Source organism: Gracilibacillus salinarum, from assembly GCF_022919575.1.
Taxonomy (GTDB): domain Bacteria; phylum Bacillota; class Bacilli; order Bacillales; family Amphibacillaceae; genus Gracilibacillus; species Gracilibacillus salinarum.
Map to the genome: position 1 here is coordinate 3,275,839 of NZ_CP095071.1, position 23,883 is coordinate 3,299,721.

Genomic DNA, 23,883 nt, shown 5'->3' on the forward strand with positions numbered 1-23,883 from the left:
GGACTTGATTTTTGTAATAAGGATTATGTGAAGTGTAATGTCTTACATTGTGGTCATTTTGATATCTTTTATCTGCTTAGCAAAGCTCCGGAAATAGGCTCCGCGTCCTGTGGGCACGGATTCAGCTAGGCTACTACTTGAACAGCATCTTTGCTGCCTTGTGCCGAGGAAGCTCACTTCGAAGCGATACTTGCAGACACAGGCACAGACCAAGTGGATCTTCAGCTCGCGCTGATTCCACGGGAGTCTCCGCCTATTTCCTACGCTTAATGGAAGTTCTACAACATTTGAAACAGCTAAAAGCAGTGGTTCTAGGCTTATGTTATTCACTCCATCCCTGTTATATATACAGTGATCAATATGCTATCTCTTACAAAAGTTGTAGAGTCCACATCCTAGCGTAGGCCAACCACGTAGACTCCCGCGGGATTGTGCAGGTGCTGAAGATCCACTTTGTGAAGTGCTCTTCTTCACAAAGTTAGCTTCAGCCGTGCCCCGCAGGACGCGGAGTGGTTGGACGGAGCGGTATCCCAGCACATGAATCATTTCAAAATTACCACTAAGCATAAAGCGGCTAGATGACATAATCCATATTATAGGTAGTTATATAAAATTTAAATCAAATAGGACCGGGCGGGTTATGCCCGGCTTTTCTCATCAAACAGTTATTCTGTCCAAAGAAAGGAAATGAACATGACAACTTTATCAAAGAAAAGGCGCAGTAAGCTTCGGATGGTTGCCAGGGCCATTCTTATCATACTTGGAGGATTTATAGCAGCGTATGGTTTGGAATCGGTACTAATTCCAAATAATGTGTCAGACGGGGGTATTACCGGAATAAGTATTGTTGGCTCGCAGGTATTTGCCTGGCCGTTAGGTGTATTTATTGCAGTATTGAATATTCCTTTTATTTATTTAGGTTATAAGCAAATTGGAAAGAGTTTTGCGATCTATTCTGTAATCGGAATTGTATCACTTTCCATTGGGACAAGTCTTATGCACCACATTTCACCGATAATAGAAGGGGATACGTTGTTAATTACAGTAGTTGGTGGCGTGATCCTTGGATTTGGAATGGGGCTTGCTCTCCGTAATGGTGGTGCGCTTGATGGTATTGATATGTTAGCTGTACTGCTATCAAGAAAGCTTCCGTTTGGAACGAGTGATTTAATTTTATTTTTGAATTTATTTGTCTTTATTATCGTTTCCACCGTATTTGGACTGCAGGGCGCTATTTTATCAGCCATTGCTTATTACATTGCGTCTAAAGTGATCCATATCGTCGAAGAAGGTCTGAGCGGTTCTAAAACATTTACCATTATTTCTTCCAAACCGGAATTGGTTGTAGAAACGATACGTGACCGATTAGGACGCGGTGCTACGTATACATTGGCAATGGGTGGTTATTCCAATGAGAAGTTCAAAGAAATTACCTGTATTATTAACCGTTTAGAAGAAAGCAAGTTGAAGGAAATTATTAATGAAATTGACCCGGGTGCATTTGTAGCAATTTATGACGTTTCAGAGGTGAAAGGTGGAAACTTTAAGAAAAGAGATATTCATTAATAGACACCTATTTTTAAAATATACAGTTTGAGGGTATAGAAAGAATAGAAGCATATTGTCAGCATGAAGTGGAGGTCTATGATGATACATACATTTGGTATTACCCATGATAACCAGATCGAGACAAATATTGCGCTTGATGCAAATTTAGAAGGATACAAATGGTTTTGGGTTGATTTTGATACACCGACAGATGAAGAAATACAGCATTTGTCCAAGACGTTTCATTTTCATCCATTAGCGATAGAGGATTGTATTCAACGTCTGCAGCGGCCAAAGCTCGATTACTATGATGATCATACTTTTTATGTCACTCATTTTGTCAAAGAAGACAAGGATGAAGAGGAACTAATAAAAGAGGAAATTAACTTTTTTGTCGGCGAGCATTTCGTCGTAAGTTTTCACCGTCAGCCCTCTAAAGAAGTATCCTATGTACGTGAAAGGTTAGCGCTCGGAAAGGTAAAGGTAGAACAATGGGATGCTTATTTTGTTTTTTATCAAGTATTGGACAAGATTGTCGATAATTATTTTCCCTATTTATATGAGATTGAGGACAATTTGGACAGAATTGAGGAAAACACTCATAATAAATCAATGAATCAATTAATGACGGAGTTATTTGATACACGCTATCAACTATTGACACTTCGGCATGTTATTCACCCGATGAGAGATTTACTATATCGGATGCTTAATTCACAACATTTAGATGGTATTCGTGAAAAAAGGGAGTACTATTCGGATATTTACGACCACCTTTTGAAATTATCTGAGATGGTGATGTCAAATAGAGAAATAACCGTAGATATACGTGACAGTTACATGTCTATGAACTCATTGCAAACAAATAATGTTATGAAGCTTTTAACCATTATCACATCCGTTTTTGTACCGCTAACCTTCATTGCAGGTATTTATGGCATGAATTTTCAATATATGCCCGAACTGCATATGCGATACGGCTATTTTATTTCATTAGCAGTTATGCTGGTAGTGGGCGTAGGAATGATCATTTGGTTTTGGAAAAAAGGTTGGTTTAAATAAAGAGAGACTTATCAGGGTGTTAGTGTCTGTTTACTCCCACTTAGCTCCTTTGTGATACTCAAAGCTTGAAGTGGGAGTCTTACAGACGGTTAGCATCGTGATAAAGAGACTAAAGCGTTGCGGCAATGCTGCAGCGCTTCTTTATTGTGAGCAACTAAATATATCAAACTTAATACAACGTAATACGGCCCACTATAGATAATCCGTAATATAGATAGTTTAATCCTGCTTTAGTTAGCAGTATATGGGATTGGTACTTTTGTAGGGAATGTATCTGAATTAGTACATAGGTTGCAAAAATCCTGAAATTCAGCAAATATCTCAGCTGAAATAGTGAATAAATTCCTATTGTTCTTTAAAAAGGAAACTGTTACCATTACTTCTATGAAAGCGATTACTGTTATTGATAGACAAAAAAGGAGGGAGTATACGTTTTTGCATACATCCAGAGCAGTCATGCATTCTAGTAGATGAGGAGCTGACTTATGAAAGCGTTTAGAAAGTGTAAGAAAGCAATACTTATTGTTTTGTGTATGATGATTGTATTTCCGACATCTTCATTCAGCAATCGTACATCAACCGTTCATGCTGCAGAAGAAACGGATGCGGAAGTGATGCAATTTGATTTTGGTAAAGAGGAAAACGAGGCTGCTGACGGTTACATCGGTATATCCGATCAAACGAACTATTCAGAGGAAGCAGGATATGGTTTCTTGGATACTGCAAATGTTAGTAGTTTTACTACAGATGCAGAGGATACGGTGCAATCGACAGGTGTTACATACAGTGATACGGCATTTGAGGTTGATCTCGAACCGGGTGATTATGAAGTTACCGTGATTGCGGGCGATTCCGCAGCAGAATCAAATATAGGTGTGAAAGTGGAATCGATTCAGAAGGTGCAAAATACGACAGTAAACAGTTCGGAGTACATGGAGAGAACATTTGAAATTGCACTTATTGATGGCAAATTATCTGTCGCCTTAACAGGAGAAACTCCGAAAATTAACGGATTAGTGATTCGTAAACTTTCGGAAAGATCGGCAAGTGAGAACCCGACCGTTTATGTAGCCAGTGATTCTACGGCTCAGACGTATGATCCATACTGGAAACCGCAAGCTGGCTGGGGACAAATGCTTGATCGATTTTTTACGGATGACATTACCGTAGCTAATCATTCAATTGGTGGACGAAGCTCGAAAACGTTTATTACCGAAGGGCGCTATGACACGATATTGCGAGAGATTAAACCAAAGGATTATTTATTGATACAGTTCGGTCATAATGATGCCACCATCAGCCGTCCTGAACGATATACGACGGTGGAAGAATATAAAGGATATTTAGAAGATTATGTGGAAGGTGTTCGTCAACGTGGTGCGATACCGATCTTGGTGACTCCGGTTAATAGACGGGATTATGACCCTGAAACTGGTGAGTTTAATGTTAGTTTCCCAGAATATAAGGAAGGGATGGAAGAAGTAGCAGAAGATCTGGATGTATTGCTGGTGGATCTGAATCAACGAAGCAGAACGTATTTCAATGAAGTTGGTCCAGAAGGTACGAAGGCAATATTCCTTCATGCAGATCCAGGTATTTATGACGCATTTCCGAATGGTGTTGAAGATAATACACACTTCCAGGAATATGGAGCGATACAAGTTGCAAGACTCTTATCTGAAGGAATCGAATCATTAGATACAGCGTTAGCATCTTATGTAAAAAATATCGAACCACCTGAAAATGTTCCTGCGAAACCAGAGAATATCCAAGTATCCAATGTCAGTAATGCAGGAGCTGTATTGTCATGGGATGATGTGGAAGAAGCGGATATCTATCGAATCTATCAAAAGAAAGAATCGGAAGAAGACTATCAGCTTGTTGGCAGTTCAACGGTATCCCAAACCAACTTATCTGGACTGAAAGAGGGCGAAACATACAATATCGTAATCAAAGCAGTCAACGCGAAAGGTGAATCGGAAGCATCTGATACGGTGACTATTACGACAAAAGAAGCAACATACAAATATGATTTTGAACAATCTGGTTCTCCTACCAAAGAAGGCTATACCTCTGTGACGACTGATACCGTTTATTCAGAAGAAACAGGGTATGGGCTATTAAGTAATGAAGGTGTCATAACGAGAGATCGTGGTGGCGATGATCTGTTACGTGACTGGATTGGTTATTTTAACACTGGCTGGGATTTTCAAGTGGATCTTCCGAATGGTCTGTACTCAGTCAAAGTATATGTGGGTGATTTCTTAGGATCTGCACGAACAGACTTATCAATTGAGGATGTAGGATATGGGACCATTTCTGCGGGCAAACAAAGCTCGACAGACAAGGTGGTACCGGAAGTGCCAGTCAAAGATGGTAACATGAATTTCCATTTTGGAGGACAAACCGGTATTGCCAACGGATTGGAAATCACTCCTATTCTACTTGCTCCATACGATTTGGAAGTTTTGGATAAATCAGTAGAAAGTGATAATGTTTCTGCTACGATTGGATGGGCAGAAGCAGCCGGAGCAGATCACTATAATGTTTATCGTAAAACGGAAGGTGCTGCTAAAGCTGAAAAAATTGGAACGACGAAGGAAGCTTCGTATACGGATGATACAACTAAGCCTGGTATTACCTATGAGTACTATGTGACAACGGTAAATGCACTTGGTACGGAAACCGTTGAATCTGAAACCCTATCGGTAACGATGGTTGATGAATCGGTAGATGTTCCAACTGCGCCTGCAAACCTTTCTGTTCATGATTATGATAAGCGAGAAGTGACGTTAGCGTGGGATAGTGTGGAAAGTGCTATTTCCTATAATATATACCGCGCAGACAAGGAAGATGGGGAGTATCAATTAATCGGTACTTCAGAGAGCACATCCTTTACAGATGAAGATGTGTTAACAACGGTTCCTTATTATTACCAGGTCAAAGCAGTAAATGGAGGAGGGCTGTCAGAAGCTTCTAATACGACGGAATCACCGTCTGACACCGTTCTTTCAAAACAAATGGAAGATCTGACGAGAGCAGCAATTGCTGTACCAAATGAAGAAGGTATTCTCGTAAGCTGGAGGTATTTAGGAACAGATCCAACTGACCTTGGATTTCACGTATACCGTAACGGTGAACAAATAACGGAAGAGCCGATCACCGACCGGACAAATTATGTGGATAGTGAAGGAAAGCCTGGTGATACCTATCAAATTCACCCTGTTAAAGATGGAGAACTATATGGTGATAGAGCAACAACAACAGCGTTAGAAGAAAACCATCTCAATATTCCGTTAAATAAGCCTGCAGCTGGTGAAACGCCACTTGGTGATCCTTATACTTACAGTGCGAATGACGCAAGTGTAGGTGATGTGGATGGAGACGGCGAGTATGAGTATATTGTTAAATGGGATCCATCCAATAGTCATGATAACTCGCAAACCGGTTATACAGGAAATGTCTATCTGGACGCATATGAGTTAGATGGCACAAGACTTTGGAGAATTGATTTAGGTATCAATATTCGTGCCGGTGCCCATTATACACAGTTTATCGTGTATGATTTTGATGGAGATGGCAAGTCAGAAGTAGCGATGAAGACAGCTGACGGAACAGTTGATGGTCAAGGAACTGTCATTGGTGATGGCTCAAAAGACCATCGTAATTCCAGCGGCTACATTTTACAAGGAGATGAATTCCTGACTGTATTTGATGGAGAGACAGGTGCTGCCATTGATACGGTTGATTATGATCCACCTCGTGGTAATGTTGATTCATGGGGCGACGGTTATGGTAACCGCGTAGATCGTTTCTTAGCAGGAGTTGCCTACTTAGACGGGGAAAACCCAAGCCTAGTTATGGCGAGAGGTTATTATACACGCTCTGTAGTCGTAGCCTATGACTTCTCTGATGGCAAATTGGAAAAACGCTGGCGCTTTGATACCAATGATGAAGGCTACAGTGATTGGGAAGGACAAGGTTATCATTCTTTAAGTACTGCTGATGTGGATGGTGATCAAAAACAAGAAGTGGTATATGGTCAGATTACAATTGATGATGATGGTACAGGATTATACAATACCGGACTTGGCCACGGAGATGCGCTGCACGTAGGTGATTATATTCCGGATCGTGATGGGTTGGAAATCTTTACTCCTCAAGAACATACAGATGCTGAATACGGATATGATATGCGTGACGCCGAAACAGGTGAAGTGATTTGGGGAGAACATACCGGCCTTGATACAGGACGTGGTCTTGTTGCCGATATTGATCCAAGATATGAAGGTGCGGAAGCTTGGGCAGTAGATGGTGCATGGAACAGCCCGACTGGTGGTCTTCATAAAGCAACAGGTGAAAAAATCTCAACCAATATCCCAAGTGCTAATTTTGCGATCTGGTGGGATGGTGATGTTCAACGTGAGTTGTTGAATCATGATTGGGATCAAGACGCTGAAAAGGGTGTCGGTGTCATTTCGAAATGGAATTACGAGACAGAAGAGTCTGACGTTCTGTTGCGAGCAGAAGGTACATTATCCAATAACTATACGAAAGGTACACCAGCACTTCAAGCGGATATATTTGGTGATTGGCGCGAGGAGGCAATCTGGCGGACGGAAGACAGTTCAGCGCTTCGAGTTTATTTCACCGATCAGGAAACAGATAAGCGAATCTTTACTTTAATGCATGATGCGCAATATCGTACAGCGGTAGCATGGCAAAACGTTGGTTACAACCAGCCGCCACATCCAAGCTTCTATATTGGTGAAGGAATGGAAATTCCAGCGCAGCCCGCTATTTCACCGGTAGAGGTAGATAAACCGGACGGAAATGCTCCAATTACGTCAGTAGATATTGGGCAGGAAACGAAAAATGGCTGGTATGTAGAGCCTGTATCCGGACAGTTCAGTGTAGTAGATGAATCGAATGCTTCTACTTACTATCAAATTAATGATCAAGAGCCGGTGCAGGGTAACGAGTTTACCATTTCAGAAGATGGTAAGTACACGGTATCCTATTGGAGTGAAGATGAAGCGGGCAATAAAGAAAAAGCGAATCAGGTTGAAGTGAACCTCGATCAAACAGCTCCAGATATCGCCTTATCAATTGAAGATGGTCAGAAATTCACCTTGATTGATAAGATTCCGTTAACATGTGAGTTCACAGATGCCCTATCTGGAGTAGCAGAGAAAAACTGTGACACAGGCATCGACTCAGATAAGCAGGAAGTGTATGGCTTTGAGCTGTGGTTTGGTAAGCACGAACTAAAAGCAAGTGCAACCGATGAAGCAGGGAATCATAGTGAAAAAGCAGTATCTTTCAAGGTAACGTTTGATTGGCAAAGCTTAAAAGAATTGATCGAAATGTTGATCAAACATAATAATCATGATGATAAACTGATTAAGAAGCTAACTCATTTCGTAGATCAAGCAGAAGCGAAAAAGCAACCAAAAGCCCAGCGAAACATGATGGATAATTTCACAAAACAGGTGGAAAAAGCGCCCGCTGAAGCTCTGTCCGACGAGGAGAAGCAGACGCTTAAGGAGTTAGCCGAATATCTGAAAGAAAACGAACAATAAGAACACAACAAACACCCTGAAAGCCAGGCGCCTTCAGGGTGTTTGTTATGAGAATAGGGAGAACATCATTATCCTCATAAAATGCAAGCAATCACGCCGACGATGTAGTAGGTGTGCTTATACTACGGATCATGTGAAGTAGAGTTATATTCTAATGAAATGTTTTATGTGCATAGCAAAGCGCCGAAAATATGATCCGTGCACCGCAAGACGCGAAGTGGTTGGCAGGAGCGATCTTCTAGAACATGAACCATATCAAAATGAACACTATGCTGCTTGTGTAAACTGAAGGAAGCTAAATACTTGTGATAGTTAAACTGGACACTGTCGATTTTTCGGCAGCAAGTGATTACGATTGTAGACAAAACAAAAATGAATTATGCTTTTATTAAAGATAATCAAGGAGGATTTTCATGGCAGAGCATAAAAAAGTAGAATCATTATACGATCAGTTGATTCAAGCATGGAATAAACGGAACGCGGAAGATTTCGCTGCATTATTTGCAAATAAGGGTGAAATCATCGGATTTGATGGCAGCCAGGAGCGTAGCAAAGAGCGAATTTATGATCACGTCGCTCCGATATTTAGAGATCATCCGACGGCTCCATATGTCTATGTAATAAAAACAGCAGAACTACTTGATGATAACACGGCACTGTTACGCACCATAGCTGGTATGGTTCCGGTTGGAGATAAAGATATTAAGTCTGAATTGAATGCACATCAGTCATTATTAGCAGTGAAAGAGGAGGGGCAGTGGAAAATAAAACTGTTTCAAAATACACCCGCACAAATCCATGGACGTCCGGAGTTAGTCGAACAAATGACGGATGAATTGAGAAAGCAATTAGATTGATTGAAAAAAGAGTTCCTGTATATTTTTAAATAAGAGTTTGGTCGTTCATTTAAAGGGAATTTTAAAATAAGGCGTGGAAGTAACTTAAAAGAACAAGGATTATGCCAATCCTTGTTTTTTTATTAAGCAAAGAAAGTATATAAGTACAGTCGTAGAAGTAATCATGCTGAATAGGAAGATAGGTTCCTATAATATGGATTATGTAAACTAAGGCTATATGGCAAAACGGTCGTATTGAAATATTTTATCTGCGTTGCAAAGCTCCGGAAATAGGATCCGCGTCCTGTGGGCACGGCGGTCTGCAAGGCTACTACTTGAAATAACATCTGTGCTGCCTTGTGCCGAGGAAGCTTACCTCGAAGCGATACTAGAAGACACAGGCACAGACCAAGTGGATCTTCAGTTCGCGCTGAGGCATGAGGAGTCTCCGCCTATTTCCTACGCTTAAGGGAAGTGCTACAACGCATGGAACAGCAAAAAGCAGTGGTTCTAGACATTTTTCAATAGCTATTATATATGCATGCGATCAATATGCTAGCTCTTACAAAAATTGTAGAGTCCCAATTTTAGCGTAGGCCAACCACGGAGACTCCCACGGGATTATGCAGGCGCTGAAGATCCACTTTGTGAAGCGATCTTCTTCACAAAGTTAGCTTCAGCCGTGCCCCGCAGGACGCGGAGTGGTTGGCCGAAGCGGTATCCCAGCGCATGAATCATTTCAAAATTACAACTAAGCATAAAGCGGTTAGTTGACATAATCCATATTATAGGTAGTTACATAAAAATTAAATAAAATAGGACCGGGTAGGATATCCCCGGTTTTTCTTACAAGTTAGGAAATCATGAATGTAAATAAAAGTTGTAAAGTATATTACATTTAGTTTAAAAAACGGTGAAAACTGAAACGAATGCATCCTACTATTCGTATTTATTTAAGAAGCGAAATAAATTACGTAAAGGCGGAGGGTTTTGTTGATGTTTAAAAAATTATTAGCAAGTGCTGGAATTGGAAGTGCTGAAGTAGATACGATCATCACGAATGAGAGTCTGCAGGCTGGAGAGGATCTGCATGGGAAAGTAGTCATTAAAGGTGGTCGAACCGAGCAGCAAATCGATCGTATTAATTTGTTTGTAATGACAGAAGCGTTACGTGAGCGTGGTGATGATGAAAAGTATTATGAGAATGTTATCTTGCATCGTCATGTGATTGAGGATTCCTTTACCATTCACGAAGAGGAAGGTATGGAATTGCCTTTTTCTTTTTCTTTACCAGTCAAAACACCTCCGACTATTAATCGTACAAGAGTATGGGTTCAAACCGGTTTAGATATACCACAGGCGATTGATCCAGAAGACAGAGACTATTTAGATGTATCGCCACATCAAGGAATGAGTAATGTTTTAGATGCTATTACGCATGAGATGCAATTTGAATTACGTAAAGTCAATATGGAATTTTCCAAACGTTATGGTTATTTACAGGAGTTTGAATTTAGACCGGTAACAGAATTCCGGGGTGATTTAGATGAACTAGAAGTAGTTTTTACGACTGTATCAGAAAATGGGGTTGAATTGGTGATCGAAGTTGACCGGGCTGCGAAAGGTTTAGGAGGGTTATTTGCAGAAGCATTAGATATCGACGAATCAAAAGTACGTGTACCATTTACGAAGCAAGATCTTGAGCAGGGCACTGGCTTTATAGCTGAACGATTAAGGAATATTATTACCCAGTACAGTTCGTAACAGATAAGGTGAAGGCAGTAGTAGTTTTGTGTGGCATGCCTTCACCCTTTAGTGGAGTATTTGTTATATTTTGAATAGTCTACCAGTAAAAGGTATAATGGGTGTTGGGTACAAAGTCTTTCTTTTTATGCTTGTTCGTAACATAATTTGCTTCAAAGGTCATGAAAATAAGCGCGATTTTTCTATTAAATTAGTAACTAAATGATCAGTAGGTACGTCTTATTATCAAGAAAATCAATTGGTTAAAGGAAGGAGTGAAAGAAAGATTGAAAAAGGTATTTGTATTACTAGTTATCATACTTTTATGCATATTATCAGCCTGTTCTTGGAACGAAAAAACGGTTGAATTTAAAAATAAAGACTTTGCAAATACCTTATTCGTCCAAAAAGTGGAAAATAATTTCACTTCTAAAAAGCTCTCAAAGCCAATTGAAGACGATAAGAAAATAAAAGAGATCTTAACAATGCTAGACGGATTAAAAGCAGAGCAAATTGATAACGAAGAATTAATTAAGATACTGGAAGATCAGGACAATTATTATATGTTTGGTTTTTACGGAGACGATAAAATAAAGAACCAACGTGGTGATTATGCCTTTCAGTTTTTAGAGGATGGTACCATATTGTTCAGTTATGATGCAAAAAGCACGGATAGTTATCCGTTAATTTCCGTGGCACATCATCAGGAGCTATTGGAGGATATGAAAGATGTATTAGAGATTAGCTTCTAGTAGAAATAAACAAATTAGAAATAGGTGAGTGAATACGATATGAAGACGGTAGCAGTTTTTTGTGGAGCAAGTAATGGAGTAGATCCAATTTACATAGAAGAAGCTCATAAACTTGGAAATGCATTAGCAAAGAATGGTATTGGTTTAGTGTATGGCGGTTCAAACACAGGTTGTGTGGGAGCGGTTGCAAATGGCGTGTTGGAAGCCGGGGGTAATGCAATAGGTGTTATTCCGGAAAAATTAATGAACTATGAAATTGCTCATGAGAAATTAACAGAATTACATATTGTGAAAACGATGCATGAACGCAAAGCGATGATGGCTGAACTTGCTGATGGCTTTATTGCTCTTCCGGGAGGGACAGGAACGTTGGAAGAATGGTTTGAAGTGTTTACCTGGCAGCAAATAGGCTACCATCAGAAACCGTGTGCTTTGATGAATATTAATCATTATTATGATCCAGTGATAACATTGTTTGACCATATGATAGAGCAAGGGTTTGTGAAACCAGTTTTTAGAGAGTTAATAATATTAGAATCAGAGCCAGCGCAACTCCTTGATCGATTAAAAAACAATCCTCCAGCACCAATCAACAGGTGGGGCTGATATTAGCGGGATTTACCTCGGATGAAGCAGCCTAATAGAATGCTGCCAGGGATCAGAATAGTGACAGTTACAGATAGTACGACCGCCTCAATAAGTTGTATGTTTCAAATGTGTTGTGTGGCATTCTATCACCAAAAGAAATTGAAATGGCTATAATTTTAATAGTTTAGCTTATTCCTCTCGTAAGTACATAACCCTCAAAAATATGCTAGTTTCTCTCTTGTAAAACCGCTTTTGGTCTTTTTTTAAGCAAAGGGAAAGTATAAAAGTACAGTCGTAGAAGTAATTATGCTGAATAGGGAGATAGGTTCCTATAATATGGATTATGTCAACTAGCCGCTTTATGCTTAGTGGTAATTTTGAAATGATTCATGTGCTGGGATACCGCTCCGTCCAACCACTCCGCGTCCTGCGGGGAACGGCTGAAGCTAACTTTGTGAAGAAGGGCGCTTCACAAAGTGGATCTTCAGCGCCTGCATAATCCCGCGGGAGTCTACGTGGTTGGCCTAAGCTAGGATGTGGACTCTACAACTTTTGTAAGTGATAGCATATTGATCACTGTATATATAACAGCAATTGAATGAATAACATAATGCCTAGATCCACTGCTTTTAGCTGTTCCATATGATGTAGCACTTCCCTGAAAAGTAGGAAATAGGCGAAGACTCCTGTGGAATCAGCGCGAGCTGAAGATCCACTTCATTTGTGCCTGTGTCTACAAGCATTGCTTCGAAGTGGGCTTCCTCGGCACAAGGCAGCCAGCAAAGATGCTGTTCAAGCAGTAGCCTAGCTGAAGCCGTGACCACAGGACGCGGAGCCAATTTACAGAGCATTGCTAAGCAGATGAAAAATATCATAATTAACTCCATGTTAGACAGTTCCAGTTGACATAATCCATATTATGGGGGTTATTTATTAATTAAGTCAATTAGGACCGAGCGGGTTATGGCCGGTTTTTCTTAGATTTTTATAATATATAGTTTTAAGGCTACTTGTTATGATTCTTTTGTAATAGGCTCTTTTTTTATATTCTTTTCATTGTATGTTCTCCCGCATAAAGGTTCCGTTGATTTCCTGCATATAGTCTGTAAGATATTCATATGTTTTATGTAGAAGTTTTCACCACTGATGAGAAAAAATAGTGCTTATACCTTTCTTTGTTTGAAGATATGGTAGACGGAGGAATGTGGTTTGAAGAAACAGAATGGTTGGTTGATGGGAATCTTGGCATTAGCCGTACTATGTTTACATTATATGTTTGAATCAAATATGACGAGTGAAGCATTAGAACCGCAAAAAGTGGGATCAGACGTCTTAAATATTGCACATCGTGGTGCGTCAGGATATGCTCCAGAACATACGATGATTGCCTATCAAATAGCAGATGAAATGGAAGCTGATTTTTTAGAAATCGATGTTCATATGACTTCAGATGGGGAATTAGTAGCTATGCACGATGACGATATCGCCAGGACAACTGATGGAGAAGGTTTTATTCAGGAGATGACATATGAAGAAATCAATAAATTGGATGCAGGCTCATGGTTTAATGAAGCCTATCCTAATCACTCAGATCCGCGTTATCAACAAGTGAGCGTTCCTAAGTTAACCGATATTCTCGATTACTTTGGGACAAGCACGAAATATTATATTGAAATTAAGAATGCTGCTTCAGCCGGTCAGTTATTACAGACGTTAGAAGCCTATCAGCTAATAGAGGAAGAGGCAGTGATTTTGCAGTCTTTTGACAGTAAAGTACTGCAGCAAGTCTATGAACAATATCCTACGATACCTTTGATTCAATTGCTGGGCAAAAATAAAATGCTGTTCGCTAATTACAAGAAAATACGAAAATATGCGGTTGGAGTAGGATTGCCCTATCAGAAATTGAATCAACGTTTAATCAGACATCTTCATGGGAATGGCTTACTGGTTCATACGTATACAGTAAATGATGAGGCGGATATGAAACGGTTGATTGAATGGGGGATAGACGGTATTTTTACCGACTACCCCGACAGGTTATATCATATAAAAGAAAATCGTATGAACGTACTTCGCCCATTCAATTAAATTTGGCATAACGATGGAACCAAGGGTTTTCTTTTTCTAGCTGTGTTGCCAGTTGTAGGAGCGTGGCTTCTTCTCCAGGACGCCCTAGAAAATGCGTGCCAATCGGAATTTCTTTTTTAGTAAAATTGGTAGGTACACTCATCGCCGGCTGACCGGTTGCGTTTGCCAAAGGCATATATGGATTGTAATCAGTCATGTTCTTAAGCATGATTTGATAGGCTGTACCTTCTTGCGACAAGGCGCCGAGTTGGACAGGAAGCTGATTTAATGTGGGCGTCATCCATATATCATAAGTGTCAAAGAACGATAAAAGCTTTTGTGCTTCCATTTGAAGAATTACCCGCGATTCCTCGTATTCAAATGCTGTCAGCTGTTGGCCAAATTGCAATATCTGATAAGACAATGGCTCTAAGTTGGTTTGTGTCGGTTCTTGCTGGACCATATTGGCAAGATGTTGAATAGTGACAGATCCAGTTGCAAGCCAGATATTAATAAAGTGATGTGTTAATCGTGAATAATCCAGTTCTGGCATTACATGGTGTACCTCGTGCCCCAGCTCTTTCAGCAATTGGGTCGTATTCTCGATATTTTGCTTGGTAGCTTCATCAAATGAAAGGCCTTCTGTTTGATAGCCTACCGCTATTTTTAGTTTGCGTGGCGGCTGTTTAATGCTTTCTAAAAAGGATGCATGGTTAGAGTATGTCGGATAAAGTGATTGCTTATCTCCGCCCTTGATAACATCTAATAATGCTGCGCTGTCTCGGACAGATCGTGTCAATGCATGGTTGATCGCCAAATGATTAACATAAGGTGAATATGGTAACCTTCCTCTACTTGGTTTTAACCCAAAGAGTCCACAAGCGGAAGCGGGTATTCGAATCGATCCGCCACCGTCGTTCGCATGCGCGAAAGGTATAAGCCCTGCTGCTATTGCTGCTGCGGAGCCACCACTTGATCCACCGGGTGAAAGTGAATGATCCCACGGGTTCTTTGCTGGACCGAAAAGTTCCGGTTCTGTTGTAGGTAATAGTCCAAATTCTGGTGTGTTTGTTTTACCTAATGAAATAAGTCCAGCACGTTGATAGCGCTTCGTATATTCATCATCTCCCGGAGCGACAAAATCCTTTAAAAGTCTGGAACCATGCGTAAATCTCACGCCTTTTACAGCATTTAAATCTTTTATTAGAAAGGGAAGACCTGCAACTGCACTGTCAGTATGGTCGATGTCTTTGGCATTCTTTCGGGCTTGCTCAAATGTTTCGGTTACGACCGCATTTAAGGAAGGATTATGTGCCTGAATCCGGTTAATATAAAAATCGGTCAGTTCTAACGGTGAGATCTGTTTGCGGTCGAGTAACCCTTTTTGACCTAATGCATCTAAATCAAGAATTTCATTAGTGTTTATCATTCGTGCGTACTCCTTTCATCTTTTATTGATTGTGTGGATAATCACAATACTCGATAATAGTTCCTTCTGTATCTGCGGGATTTAAGTAAATCAGTCTTCGGCCATGCTTGTTGATTCTTCTGGTGTCTTCCATTACTCGTATTCCTTGCCGCTTCAAGTCTTTAATAGCTTCATCCAGATTATCGACTTTGTAGGCAATGTGATGAACTCCCTTGCCTTTTTGTTTAATAAATCGGGCAATCGGGGAGGTTGAGTTGTTGGTCGGCATTAATAATTCCGTTCGCGTTCCATTAACGTCGATTATAGCTATTTCACTTTCGACTCCCTTTGCCTCACTTCGATAGCGGTCAATTAATCTACCTCCCAATGTATGTAAATAAAACGAAATCGAACTTTCTAAGTCTCTAACGGCTACTCCCATATGATCGAATATTTTGTTCAATACGCTCACCTCTTTCTGCTGTTATTGTAACATGGGATAGGCTTTCGGATGAAAAAAGCTGGTTTTATCGGGAGCAATAAAATAGGTTAACTTCGGTCGAAAGGATGTTGTAAAAAGGGATGAACACCTGAAGTTAGTGCATCTTCAGGCGAAAGGGTGTTGTAAAAAGGGATGAACACCTGAAGTTAGTGCATCTTCAGGCGAAAGGATGTTGTAAAAAGGGATGAACACCTGAAGTTAGTGCATCTTCAAGCGAAAGAATGTAGTAAAAAGGGATGAATGCCTGAAGTTAGTGCACTTTCAGGCGAAAGGATGTTGTGAAAAGGGATGAACGCTTGAAGTTAGTGCATCTTCAAGCGAAAGGATGTAGTAAAAAGAGATGACGGCTGAAGTTAGTGCACCTTCAAGCGAAACGATGTTGTGAAAGGGGATGAACGCTTGAAGTTAGTGCATCTTCAAGCATAAGAACGTTGTAAAAAGGAAAAAACATCTGAAGTCAGAACAACTGCAAACCCAAAGCGGTTGATGATAATAGCGGTAAGACGCATTAAAGCAGTTTAACTTCAATCGGAGGCAAATGCAGAAATTAACCAAATAAAAAACTTCAGGCGGAATAAAAGCCCCTCCATGAGAGCAATCGCCTGAAGTTCTTCATAAGTGTGAGGTAAGAAAAACTTCCTAACTTACCATGTTATTCTGCAGGTAATAATCCTTCATTTTCTAAATATTCTCTGGCAACTTCTTGTGCACTTTTACCTTCGACGGCAACTTGATAATTCATGTCTCTCATCTGGTCATCGGTAATTTTACCCGCTAGCTGATTGAGAATGTTCGCTAATTCAGGGTGTTCATCTAATGTTTCCTGTCTTAATAAAGGTGCCCCTTGGTATGGTGGGAATAGCTGTTTATCATCTTCTAATACTTTTAAGTTATATCTTTTTAATTCACTATCGGTGGAATAGGCATCAATTAAATTGATGTCTCCTTCTTCAACGGCAGCATAACGAAGCTGTGGTTCCATCGTTTTTAAATTTGAAAAAGAAAGATTATATAGATCCTGGATACCGAGATAGCCATCCTCGCGATCCGAGAACTCTAAAGTGAAACCAGCCTTTATCTCACCTTCTACCGAATGCAGATCAGAGATAGCTTCAAGGTTATAATTGTTGGCAAATTCTTCAGGAACGGCCAATGCATACGTGTTATTGTATTGCATAGGTGAAAGCATCACCAGATCAAATTTTTCTTTTAAACCTTGTTTTGCCTGTTGATAGACCTCTTCTTTTTTATTGCTGTTCGCTTGTTCCTTCAGAAATTGCGTTAATGCGGTTCCGGTGAATTCAGGATAAATATCAATGGAACTTGTTTTTAAAGCATTATATAAAAAGGATGTCTTACCTAAACCAGGTTCTAATTCTACTTCGATATCCGATTGTTCTTCGATTAATAATTGATACATGTTAATAAGTATTTCAGGTTCTGTTCCTAATTTACCTCCAATAACAACTGTGTCATTATTGGACTTCAGTAATAATGGTGTCAAAATAAAAAGCACCGAAATTAACAGAATAATAGTGATCGTAAGTAAGGATTGTTTAAAGGAGAATGTCTCCATTTTACGTAATAAAATATCAAATAAAATGGCCAATAATGCAGCTGGAATTGCTCCTAATACAATCAAAGATGTATTATTCCGGTCAATTCCCAGTAAAATAATATCCCCTAAACCACCTGCACCAATTAATGCTGCGAGTGTAGCGGTCCCTACAATCAATACCATCGACGTGCGAATACCAGCCATAATGACAGGCATTGCTAACGGTAATTCTACTTTTAGTAAACGTTTGGAAGTATTCATTCCCATCGCTGTAGCCGCTTCAATCAATGAAGGATCGACCTCGCGAATTCCGGTATACGTATTCCGTAATATGGGTAACAGTGCATAAAGGATTAAAGCAATAATTGCTGGGAATTTACCGATACCAAACAATGGAATAAATAAACCTAATAATGCCAGAGATGGAATCGTCTGCAGAACAGCGGCAATGCCGATAATTGGTTCTGCGATTTTACCCTTCTTCGTTAAATAGATCCCTAATGGTATCGAAATAAGTACCGCGAAAAGTAACGCTATGAAAGAAATCTGGATATGTTCAAATAGCGCTTGCCATAACTGATCTTGTCTTTCAGTGAAGACATTAATGAAATTAGACATGCGATTCCCTGCCTTCCTTCACCGAAGTCGAAAGATACTGGATCATCATCTGTCGATCTATCTTTCCTTTTATGTTGCCGGCTGAGGTAACAAATAATTCGGGATGGTTGTTTAGTTCATCTAATACTTGATCCAGCCTAGCTGAGATATCGATGGTATGTGCAGCATCATGTGTGATCGAAGACATGGGCTGCATGATTTGTTGTAATTGAAAATCTGCACCAATCTTGTTGCTGGTACCGACAAAGTTACGGACAAAATCGTTGGCAGGATTAGATAGTAATTGCTCAGGTGTACCGATTTGAACAATTTCGCCATCCTTCATTAAACAGACTCGATCCGCTAACTTAATCGCTTCTTGCATGTCGTGGGTAACAAACACGATAGTTTTGTTTATCTTTTTTTGTAATAGAATCATATCATCTTGTAATTTTTCCCGACTGATCGGATCTAAGGCGCTGAATGGTTCGTCCATCAAAATAATGTCAGGATCAGCTGCTAAGGCCCGGATTACCCCAACACGTTGCTGCTCGCCGCCTGAAAGTTCATGAGGTTTGCGGTTTCGATAGGTATCAGAATCAAGCCCTACCATATTCAGCAGCTCGTCCACGCGTTTGGTAATCGCCTCTTGTGACCACTGTTTTAATTCGGGGACAACGGCGATATTCTCTGCAATTGTCATATGCGGAAAAAGAGCAATCTGCTGTAAGACATAGCCAATATTCCATCTTAGTTCGTGAATGTTGTATTTGTTTATTTCTTTATCATCAATAAGAATGTTTCCTTCAGACAAGGGGATAAGTCTGTTCATCATCTTTAGAGTAGTCGTTTTTCCACAGCCGCTTGGCCCGATTAAAACAAAGAATTCCCCGTTCGTAACCGTAAAATTAATTCGGTTAACAGCTGTTGTACCATCGGGAAATTGTTTGCTTACCTCATGAAATGTAATCATTGCCGTAACTCCTTTTTGAAAAAAATAATAAATCGTCTATGCATACTTTTACCCTAAATGAATAAACGCAATCATAAGAAAAATTAAATACTTTTAACCATAATGGGTGAAAGTATGTTATGATAAAAGAACACTAGTAAAAACGGAGTGGTGTGATGAATGGAAAAACGCTTGTTTCATTGTTTGTGACCTTCGTTAAGATTAGTCCGATGACATTCGGAGGAGGTTATGCCATGATCCCGTTGATTGAAAAAGAAATTATCGAGCGAAAAAAATGGGTGGAAGCAAAAGATCTATCGGAAATTCTTGCACTCGCTCAGTCCGTTCCGGGGGCGATTGCCATTAATGTTGCTACATTTGTCGGTTTTCGCATAGCTGGAGTAATGGGGCGCTAGTTGCTATGATTGGAATTTTGCTTCCTACCTTTCTAATTGTCGTGGCATTAAGTATGGTGTTTGGTTTGGTTAAAGATAATGCATTGGTTGCGGATGCGTTTATGGGGATCAGACCTGCTATTGTCGCATTAATTGCTTTTGCTGCCTATCGGATCGGCTTAACAGCAATTTATGATAAAACAACGATCGGGATTGCCGTGATAACGGTCGTTTTATTATTCCTGCTTCCGATTCACCCTGTAGTGATCATTATTGCAGGTATCTTTGCAGGCTTACTTATTGTAGAACTAAAAAAGCGTCTAGGCCTTCATCCGCATGTAGAGAAGGTTCATAAATCTGCGAAATAGTTGGAGGGATTCGTGTGGAATTAATTACAATATTTTGGACGTTTTTATTAATCGGCTTTGTTTCATTCGGTGGGGGCTATGCGATGCTGCCATTAATTGAAACAGAGGTAACGAGTCATCATTGGATGTCCACACAAGAATTGACTGACGTTATCGCAGTTGCTGGGATGTCGCCTGGACCGATTGCAACAAACAGTGCTATTTTTGTTGGTTATCATGTAGCGAATATTCCTGGTGCATTGATGGCTGCTTTAGGTATGGTTATTCCATCTTTTTTAATAATTCTACTTCTATCTGCCTTTTTTTATAGGATTCATCACCATAAGTTCGTAAAATCAGCCTTTTATGGATTGCGACCGATCATTACTGGCCTGATTGCTTATGCAGCCTTGAAGTTTGCGCTAAGTAACCAACTAATAAGCAGTGTATCATGGCAAAGTCTCAGCTTATGTTGTATATTCGTGTTAGCACTACTATCACTTATTAAGTGGCAAATACATCCTGTCGTGGTTATTGTAATGTCTGGTGTGGCAGGAGTGGTATTATTCTAACGTTCACAGTAAAAAAACTATAAGGAATGGAGTGATAAGGTGGAACAAGAAAAGCCAAAAAGCTGTTGTCAGGTTAGCAGAGCATCTATAAATGTTGGACAACAAACCAGTAATCAGCGCATCAAAGAAAACGAACAGAACCATACAGGCATGGTTTTGCTGGAGGGCGGTTCCTATTTAATGGGAACCAATGATGAGGAAGGTTTTAAGACAGATGGTGAGGGGCCTGTACAAGAAGTGAAGGTAGCCCCTTTTTATATAGATATTCACACTGTCACTAACAGACAATTTAAAGCATTTATTAATGACACTGGTTACCGTACGGAGGCAGAGCAATATGGGTGGTCGTTTGTTTTTTATCAATTTATCGATAAAGATACAAATGCAAAATTGCAACAGGTACCAGGTACACCATGGTGGTTTGCAGTAGAAGGTGCTTATTGGAATCAACCATTTGGTGAAGATTCTACTATAGACGATAGGATGGACCATCCGGTCATTCATGTTTCGTGGAACGATGCACTTGCGTATTGTAAGTGGGCTGGTAAGAGGTTACCTACCGAAAAAGAGTGGGAATATGCAGCGAGAGGTGGTTTGGTCCAGAAACGATATCCGTGGGGGGATGAATTACAGCCAAACGGAGAGCACTACTGTAATATTTGGCAAGGCAGCTTCCCTCAGCACAATACAAAAGAAGATGGTTATACAGGTACAGCTCCTGCCCAGTCATTTCCGGCTAACAACTATGGGTTGTTTAATATGGCAGGGAATGTGTGGGAATGGTGTGCAGATACATTTACAACAGATCGAGCTGGTCATTTAGATAAGGATTATGTCAATGGTAATATATCCAAAGTGATGAGAGGTGGCTCTTATTTATGCCATCATTCGTACTGTAACAGATATCGTGTAGCAGCGAGAAGTTCGAATACGGCTGATAGCTCATCAGGAAATATTGGCTTTCGGTGTGTGAAAGATAGGTGAGATGTAATAAGCTGATGTTTAGCTGTCTGTGTTATAGTAAAGGATATACCAATACGAGGTGATGAAAATGTCTGAAATGATCGATGAATACTTGGCAGATAAAGACGAGAAGTGGCATGAGGCCTTTATAAAGTTATATCAGACCATTGATGAGAACATTCCGGAAGGGTTTGCCTTTCAGATGCAATATGGTATGCCTTCTTATGTCGTACCCTTGGCTACTTTTCCGGACGGTTATCATTGTGAAAAAGACACCCCGCTTCCTTTTTTAAGTATTGCAGCACAAAAGCGTCATATCGCGGTTTATCATATGGGGATTTATGCAGATGATGAGTTGCTGACCTGGTTTGAGTCTGAATACCCGAAGCATATGTCGACTAAATTAAATATGGGAAAAAGCTGTATTCGATTTACTAACCCGAAAAAGATTCCCTATGATTTAATAGGGGAATTAGCTTCCAAAGTAACAGTAGAGGAATGGATGAATCGTTATAAAAATTCTGTAAGATAACGGAAGTTACAACCCATGCTCATGTGAGTGTGGTTTTTTTCTCATCAGCCAAGCTTATATAAGTGCAGTTCAAAGTGAGAGGGCTGAAGTTTAGTTCTTATAATAAGGACTATGTAAAGTAAGCGCTGCGACCACTGTGATATATTGTGTGTGCTGGGATAATACAGTTGCACTTTACATTATCCGTATTATCAAAACTTTTATCTTCTATCTACAATTTATGCTTTCCAGCCGTATAAATATAAAAACCGATTGGTCTGCTTTGGACCAATCGGTTTTAGAATGTTTATCACGGCGCTAACCGTCCGTAATACCCTCGCTTATAAATAAGAAGCTAAGTGGGGGATAAACGGACGATAACTACCTGGTACGTTTCGCTAGCAATCAGTAGGGGTCAAACCCCCCTGATTGAAGTCTTACTTTATTCGTCTGACTCGCTATATGCAGGTCTTTCCTTTTGTGTTGCCAATTGCTGCTTTATTTTGGACTCGCTGCTAGTTGCTACGTTATCGAGCATTCCTTTTAAATCAACGCCGGAAACATCCTTTAACGTTTCTGGCAGCTGGCTCATTAATTTCGTCACGTATTGACTCATGCGTGTTGCACCGTCACCTTCACCATTTCCGCTATCAACAACCGTTACTTTATCAATAGAGCTAACTGGTTCGGCAATTTTTGCTGCGAAATCTGGTAACATCTTGATAATCATTTCAAGAATTGCTGCTTCCCCGTATTTATCCATTGCTTCGGCCAGTTTTTCTTTCGCTTCCGCTTCAGCAAGACCTTTCTCACGGATTGCATCTGCTTCCGCTAAACCATCGAGACGAATTTGTTCTGCTTCTGCTTCTGCATTTTTGACACGCGTGACTTTATCCGCTTCTGCTTTTTGTTCGGTTGCATAACGTTCTGCTTCTGCTTTCTTAGAAATTTCCGCTTCATATTGACGCTGTTTCCGCAATACTTCTTTTTCGTCGATTTCAATTTGTTTATTTTTCTCAACAAGCTGAATCTGCATTTCTTCTTGTTTGACTAATTGTTCTGATTTCGCACCTTGTAATTTATAGGCCATATCCGCTTCTGCTCGAGCCGTGTCCTGGTCGCGCTTATAAGAGGCTACTTTCAGTTCTTTTTCTTTTGTTGATTCCGCAATTTGCGTCTCACTGAGCAGCTCCGCACTTTTACTTTCACGTTCCGCCTGTGCTTTTTGAATGCGGGCATCACGCATCGCATTTGCTTCTGCGATCTGAGCATCACGCTTCACTTCTGCAATACGCGGCTTACCTAACGCTTCAAGGTAGCCATTTTCATCTTGAACATCTTTAATCGTAAACGATACAATCTGCAACCCCATTTTCTTCAAATCAACGGCAGCTTGTGTCTGAACCTCCTGGGCGAAACGTTCCCGATTTTTGTAGATCTCTTCTACCGTCATCGTTCCAAGAATCGCACGCAAATGACCCTCCAGCACCTCTTGTGCTTCTTTACGCAATTCAGAATTATCTTTACCCAAAAACTGCTCCCCGGCAGTGGCAATACCCTCTGTTGTACTTTGAACTTTAATAATCGCCGTACCATCCGCCATCACGGGTACACCATTCTCGGTATAAACATTAGGAGTAGAAATATCTAAACTATGAGAGCGTAAACTAATATTCTCCTTCTGTTGAAAAATTGGTAAAATAAATGCACCGCCACCACGGACAATCTTAATACCTCCGCCATCCTCGGTCTTATGTACATTCTTACTTCCAAGAAAACTACCCGTTACGATCATCGCATCATCTGCACCAACTGTTTTGTAACGTGCCGCAAAAAGAATAGCGAATGCCAGTATGACAGCAACAACGACACCAACTACAATTAATATATCCATCTG

Annotated in this window: 16 protein-coding genes and 1 pseudogene; 12 read left to right on the plus strand and 5 right to left on the minus strand. The window is 40.3% G+C overall.

Annotated elements, in window-relative coordinates; genetic code table 11:
* Window positions 1-687 precede the first annotated feature (687 nt).
* From MUN87_RS15365 to MUN87_RS15405, 8 genes are all read left to right on the plus strand, one after another.
* Window positions 688-1,566 carry a YitT family protein gene (locus tag MUN87_RS15365; RefSeq protein WP_439649630.1) on the plus strand — a complete coding sequence of 293 codons (879 nt, stop codon included), beginning with the start codon at window positions 688-690 and terminating at the stop codon, window positions 1,564-1,566.
* An 81-nt stretch (window positions 1,567-1,647) separates the two neighbouring features.
* Complete coding sequence (corA, locus tag MUN87_RS15370) at window positions 1,648-2,610, plus strand: magnesium/cobalt transporter CorA (RefSeq protein ID WP_244747979.1); 963 nt, start codon at window positions 1,648-1,650, stop codon at window positions 2,608-2,610.
* A 485-nt stretch (window positions 2,611-3,095) separates the two neighbouring features.
* The gene (locus MUN87_RS22380) at window positions 3,096-8,192 is read left to right on the plus strand and encodes a rhamnogalacturonan lyase family protein (RefSeq protein ID WP_305037398.1); all 5,097 of its coding nucleotides are present in this window, start codon (window positions 3,096-3,098) and stop codon (window positions 8,190-8,192) included.
* Window positions 8,193-8,605: 413 nt separating this feature from the next.
* Window positions 8,606-9,049 (plus strand): SgcJ/EcaC family oxidoreductase, encoded by a 444-nt coding sequence (locus MUN87_RS15385; protein WP_244741444.1) that lies wholly within the window; start codon window positions 8,606-8,608, stop codon window positions 9,047-9,049.
* A gap of 975 nt (window positions 9,050-10,024) precedes the next feature.
* Entirely contained in the window at window positions 10,025-10,792 is a 768-nt protein-coding gene (locus tag MUN87_RS15390) for a sporulation protein (protein ID WP_244741446.1), read from the plus strand.
* A gap of 266 nt (window positions 10,793-11,058) precedes the next feature.
* Window positions 11,059-11,523, plus strand: coding sequence for a hypothetical protein (locus MUN87_RS15395; RefSeq protein ID WP_244741448.1), 465 nt, complete (start codon window positions 11,059-11,061; stop codon window positions 11,521-11,523).
* Window positions 11,524-11,562: 39 nt separating this feature from the next.
* Window positions 11,563-12,129, plus strand: coding sequence for an LOG family protein (locus tag MUN87_RS15400; protein ID WP_244741449.1), 567 nt, complete (start codon window positions 11,563-11,565; stop codon window positions 12,127-12,129).
* 1,191 nt (window positions 12,130-13,320) lie between these two features.
* The gene (locus MUN87_RS15405) at window positions 13,321-14,202 is read left to right on the plus strand and encodes a glycerophosphodiester phosphodiesterase family protein (RefSeq protein ID WP_244741451.1); all 882 of its coding nucleotides are present in this window, start codon (window positions 13,321-13,323) and stop codon (window positions 14,200-14,202) included.
* On the opposite strand, the gene MUN87_RS15410 is transcribed toward MUN87_RS15405, so the two are convergent.
* From MUN87_RS15410 to MUN87_RS15425, 4 genes are all read right to left on the minus strand, one after another.
* Complete coding sequence (locus MUN87_RS15410; RefSeq protein WP_244741453.1) at window positions 14,195-15,610, minus strand: amidase; 1,416 nt, start codon at window positions 15,608-15,610, stop codon at window positions 14,195-14,197. The genes MUN87_RS15405 and MUN87_RS15410 overlap by 8 nt on opposite strands.
* Window positions 15,611-15,632: 22 nt before the next feature.
* Complete coding sequence (locus tag MUN87_RS15415; protein WP_244741454.1) at window positions 15,633-16,052, minus strand: VOC family protein; 420 nt, start codon at window positions 16,050-16,052, stop codon at window positions 15,633-15,635.
* A 691-nt stretch (window positions 16,053-16,743) separates the two neighbouring features.
* Window positions 16,744-18,267, minus strand: coding sequence for an osmoprotectant update ABC transporter permease/substrate-binding subunit OpuFB (gene opuFB / locus MUN87_RS15420; RefSeq protein WP_244741456.1), 1,524 nt, complete (start codon window positions 18,265-18,267; stop codon window positions 16,744-16,746).
* Window positions 18,260-19,219: an ABC transporter ATP-binding protein gene (locus tag MUN87_RS15425; protein WP_244741458.1), complete on the minus strand. Its 960-nt coding sequence runs from the start codon at window positions 19,217-19,219 to the stop codon at window positions 18,260-18,262. Before MUN87_RS15425 ends, opuFB begins: the two co-directional genes overlap by 8 nt.
* A gap of 233 nt (window positions 19,220-19,452) precedes the next feature.
* On the opposite strand from MUN87_RS15425, the pseudogene MUN87_RS15430 reads away from it, so the two are divergent.
* The 4 genes and pseudogenes from MUN87_RS15430 to MUN87_RS15445 all read left to right on the plus strand — a co-directional run bounded on the left by MUN87_RS15430 (window position 19,453) and on the right by MUN87_RS15445 (window position 22,007).
* Window positions 19,453-19,961: pseudogene (locus MUN87_RS15430) on the plus strand (chromate transporter).
* Window positions 19,962-19,975: 14 nt separating this feature from the next.
* Window positions 19,976-20,512, plus strand: coding sequence for a chromate transporter (locus MUN87_RS15435; RefSeq protein ID WP_244741460.1), 537 nt, complete (start codon window positions 19,976-19,978; stop codon window positions 20,510-20,512).
* A 39-nt stretch (window positions 20,513-20,551) separates the two neighbouring features.
* Complete coding sequence (locus tag MUN87_RS15440) at window positions 20,552-21,496, plus strand: formylglycine-generating enzyme family protein (RefSeq protein WP_244741462.1); 945 nt, start codon at window positions 20,552-20,554, stop codon at window positions 21,494-21,496.
* A 67-nt stretch (window positions 21,497-21,563) separates the two neighbouring features.
* A complete protein-coding gene (locus MUN87_RS15445) occupies window positions 21,564-22,007 on the plus strand; it encodes a DUF1801 domain-containing protein (protein ID WP_244741464.1) in 444 nt (147 codons plus the stop codon).
* Window positions 22,008-22,428: 421 nt separating this feature from the next.
* Here the strand turns inward: MUN87_RS15445 and floT are convergent, their stop codons facing one another.
* Window positions 22,429-23,880, minus strand: a complete 1,452-nt coding sequence (floT, locus tag MUN87_RS15450; protein WP_244741466.1) for a flotillin lipid rafts scaffold protein FloT — start codon at window positions 23,878-23,880, stop codon at window positions 22,429-22,431.
* Between the last annotated feature and the right edge of the window lie 3 nt (window positions 23,881-23,883).

What these genes read in the sequence shown, in the direction of transcription:
- MUN87_RS15365 (WP_439649630.1), top strand. Translation starts at nt 688, where the DNA reads ATGAACATGACAACTTTATCAAAGAAAAGGCGCAGTAAGCTTCGGATG.
- corA (WP_244747979.1), top strand. Translation starts at nt 1,648, where the DNA reads ATGATACATACATTTGGTATTACCCATGATAACCAGATCGAGACAAAT.
- MUN87_RS22380 (WP_305037398.1), top strand. Translation starts at nt 3,096, where the DNA reads ATGAAAGCGTTTAGAAAGTGTAAGAAAGCAATACTTATTGTTTTGTGT.
- MUN87_RS15385 (WP_244741444.1), top strand. Translation starts at nt 8,606, where the DNA reads ATGGCAGAGCATAAAAAAGTAGAATCATTATACGATCAGTTGATTCAA.
- MUN87_RS15390 (WP_244741446.1), top strand. Translation starts at nt 10,025, where the DNA reads ATGTTTAAAAAATTATTAGCAAGTGCTGGAATTGGAAGTGCTGAAGTA.
- MUN87_RS15400 (WP_244741449.1), top strand. Translation starts at nt 11,563, where the DNA reads ATGAAGACGGTAGCAGTTTTTTGTGGAGCAAGTAATGGAGTAGATCCA.
- MUN87_RS15410 (WP_244741453.1), bottom strand. Translation starts at nt 15,610, where the DNA reads ATGATAAACACTAATGAAATTCTTGATTTAGATGCATTAGGTCAAAAA.
- opuFB (WP_244741456.1), bottom strand. Translation starts at nt 18,267, where the DNA reads ATGTCTAATTTCATTAATGTCTTCACTGAAAGACAAGATCAGTTATGG.
- MUN87_RS15425 (WP_244741458.1), bottom strand. Translation starts at nt 19,219, where the DNA reads ATGATTACATTTCATGAGGTAAGCAAACAATTTCCCGATGGTACAACA.
- MUN87_RS15445 (WP_244741464.1), top strand. Translation starts at nt 21,564, where the DNA reads ATGTCTGAAATGATCGATGAATACTTGGCAGATAAAGACGAGAAGTGG.
- floT (WP_244741466.1), bottom strand. Translation starts at nt 23,880, where the DNA reads ATGGATATATTAATTGTAGTTGGTGTCGTTGTTGCTGTCATACTGGCA.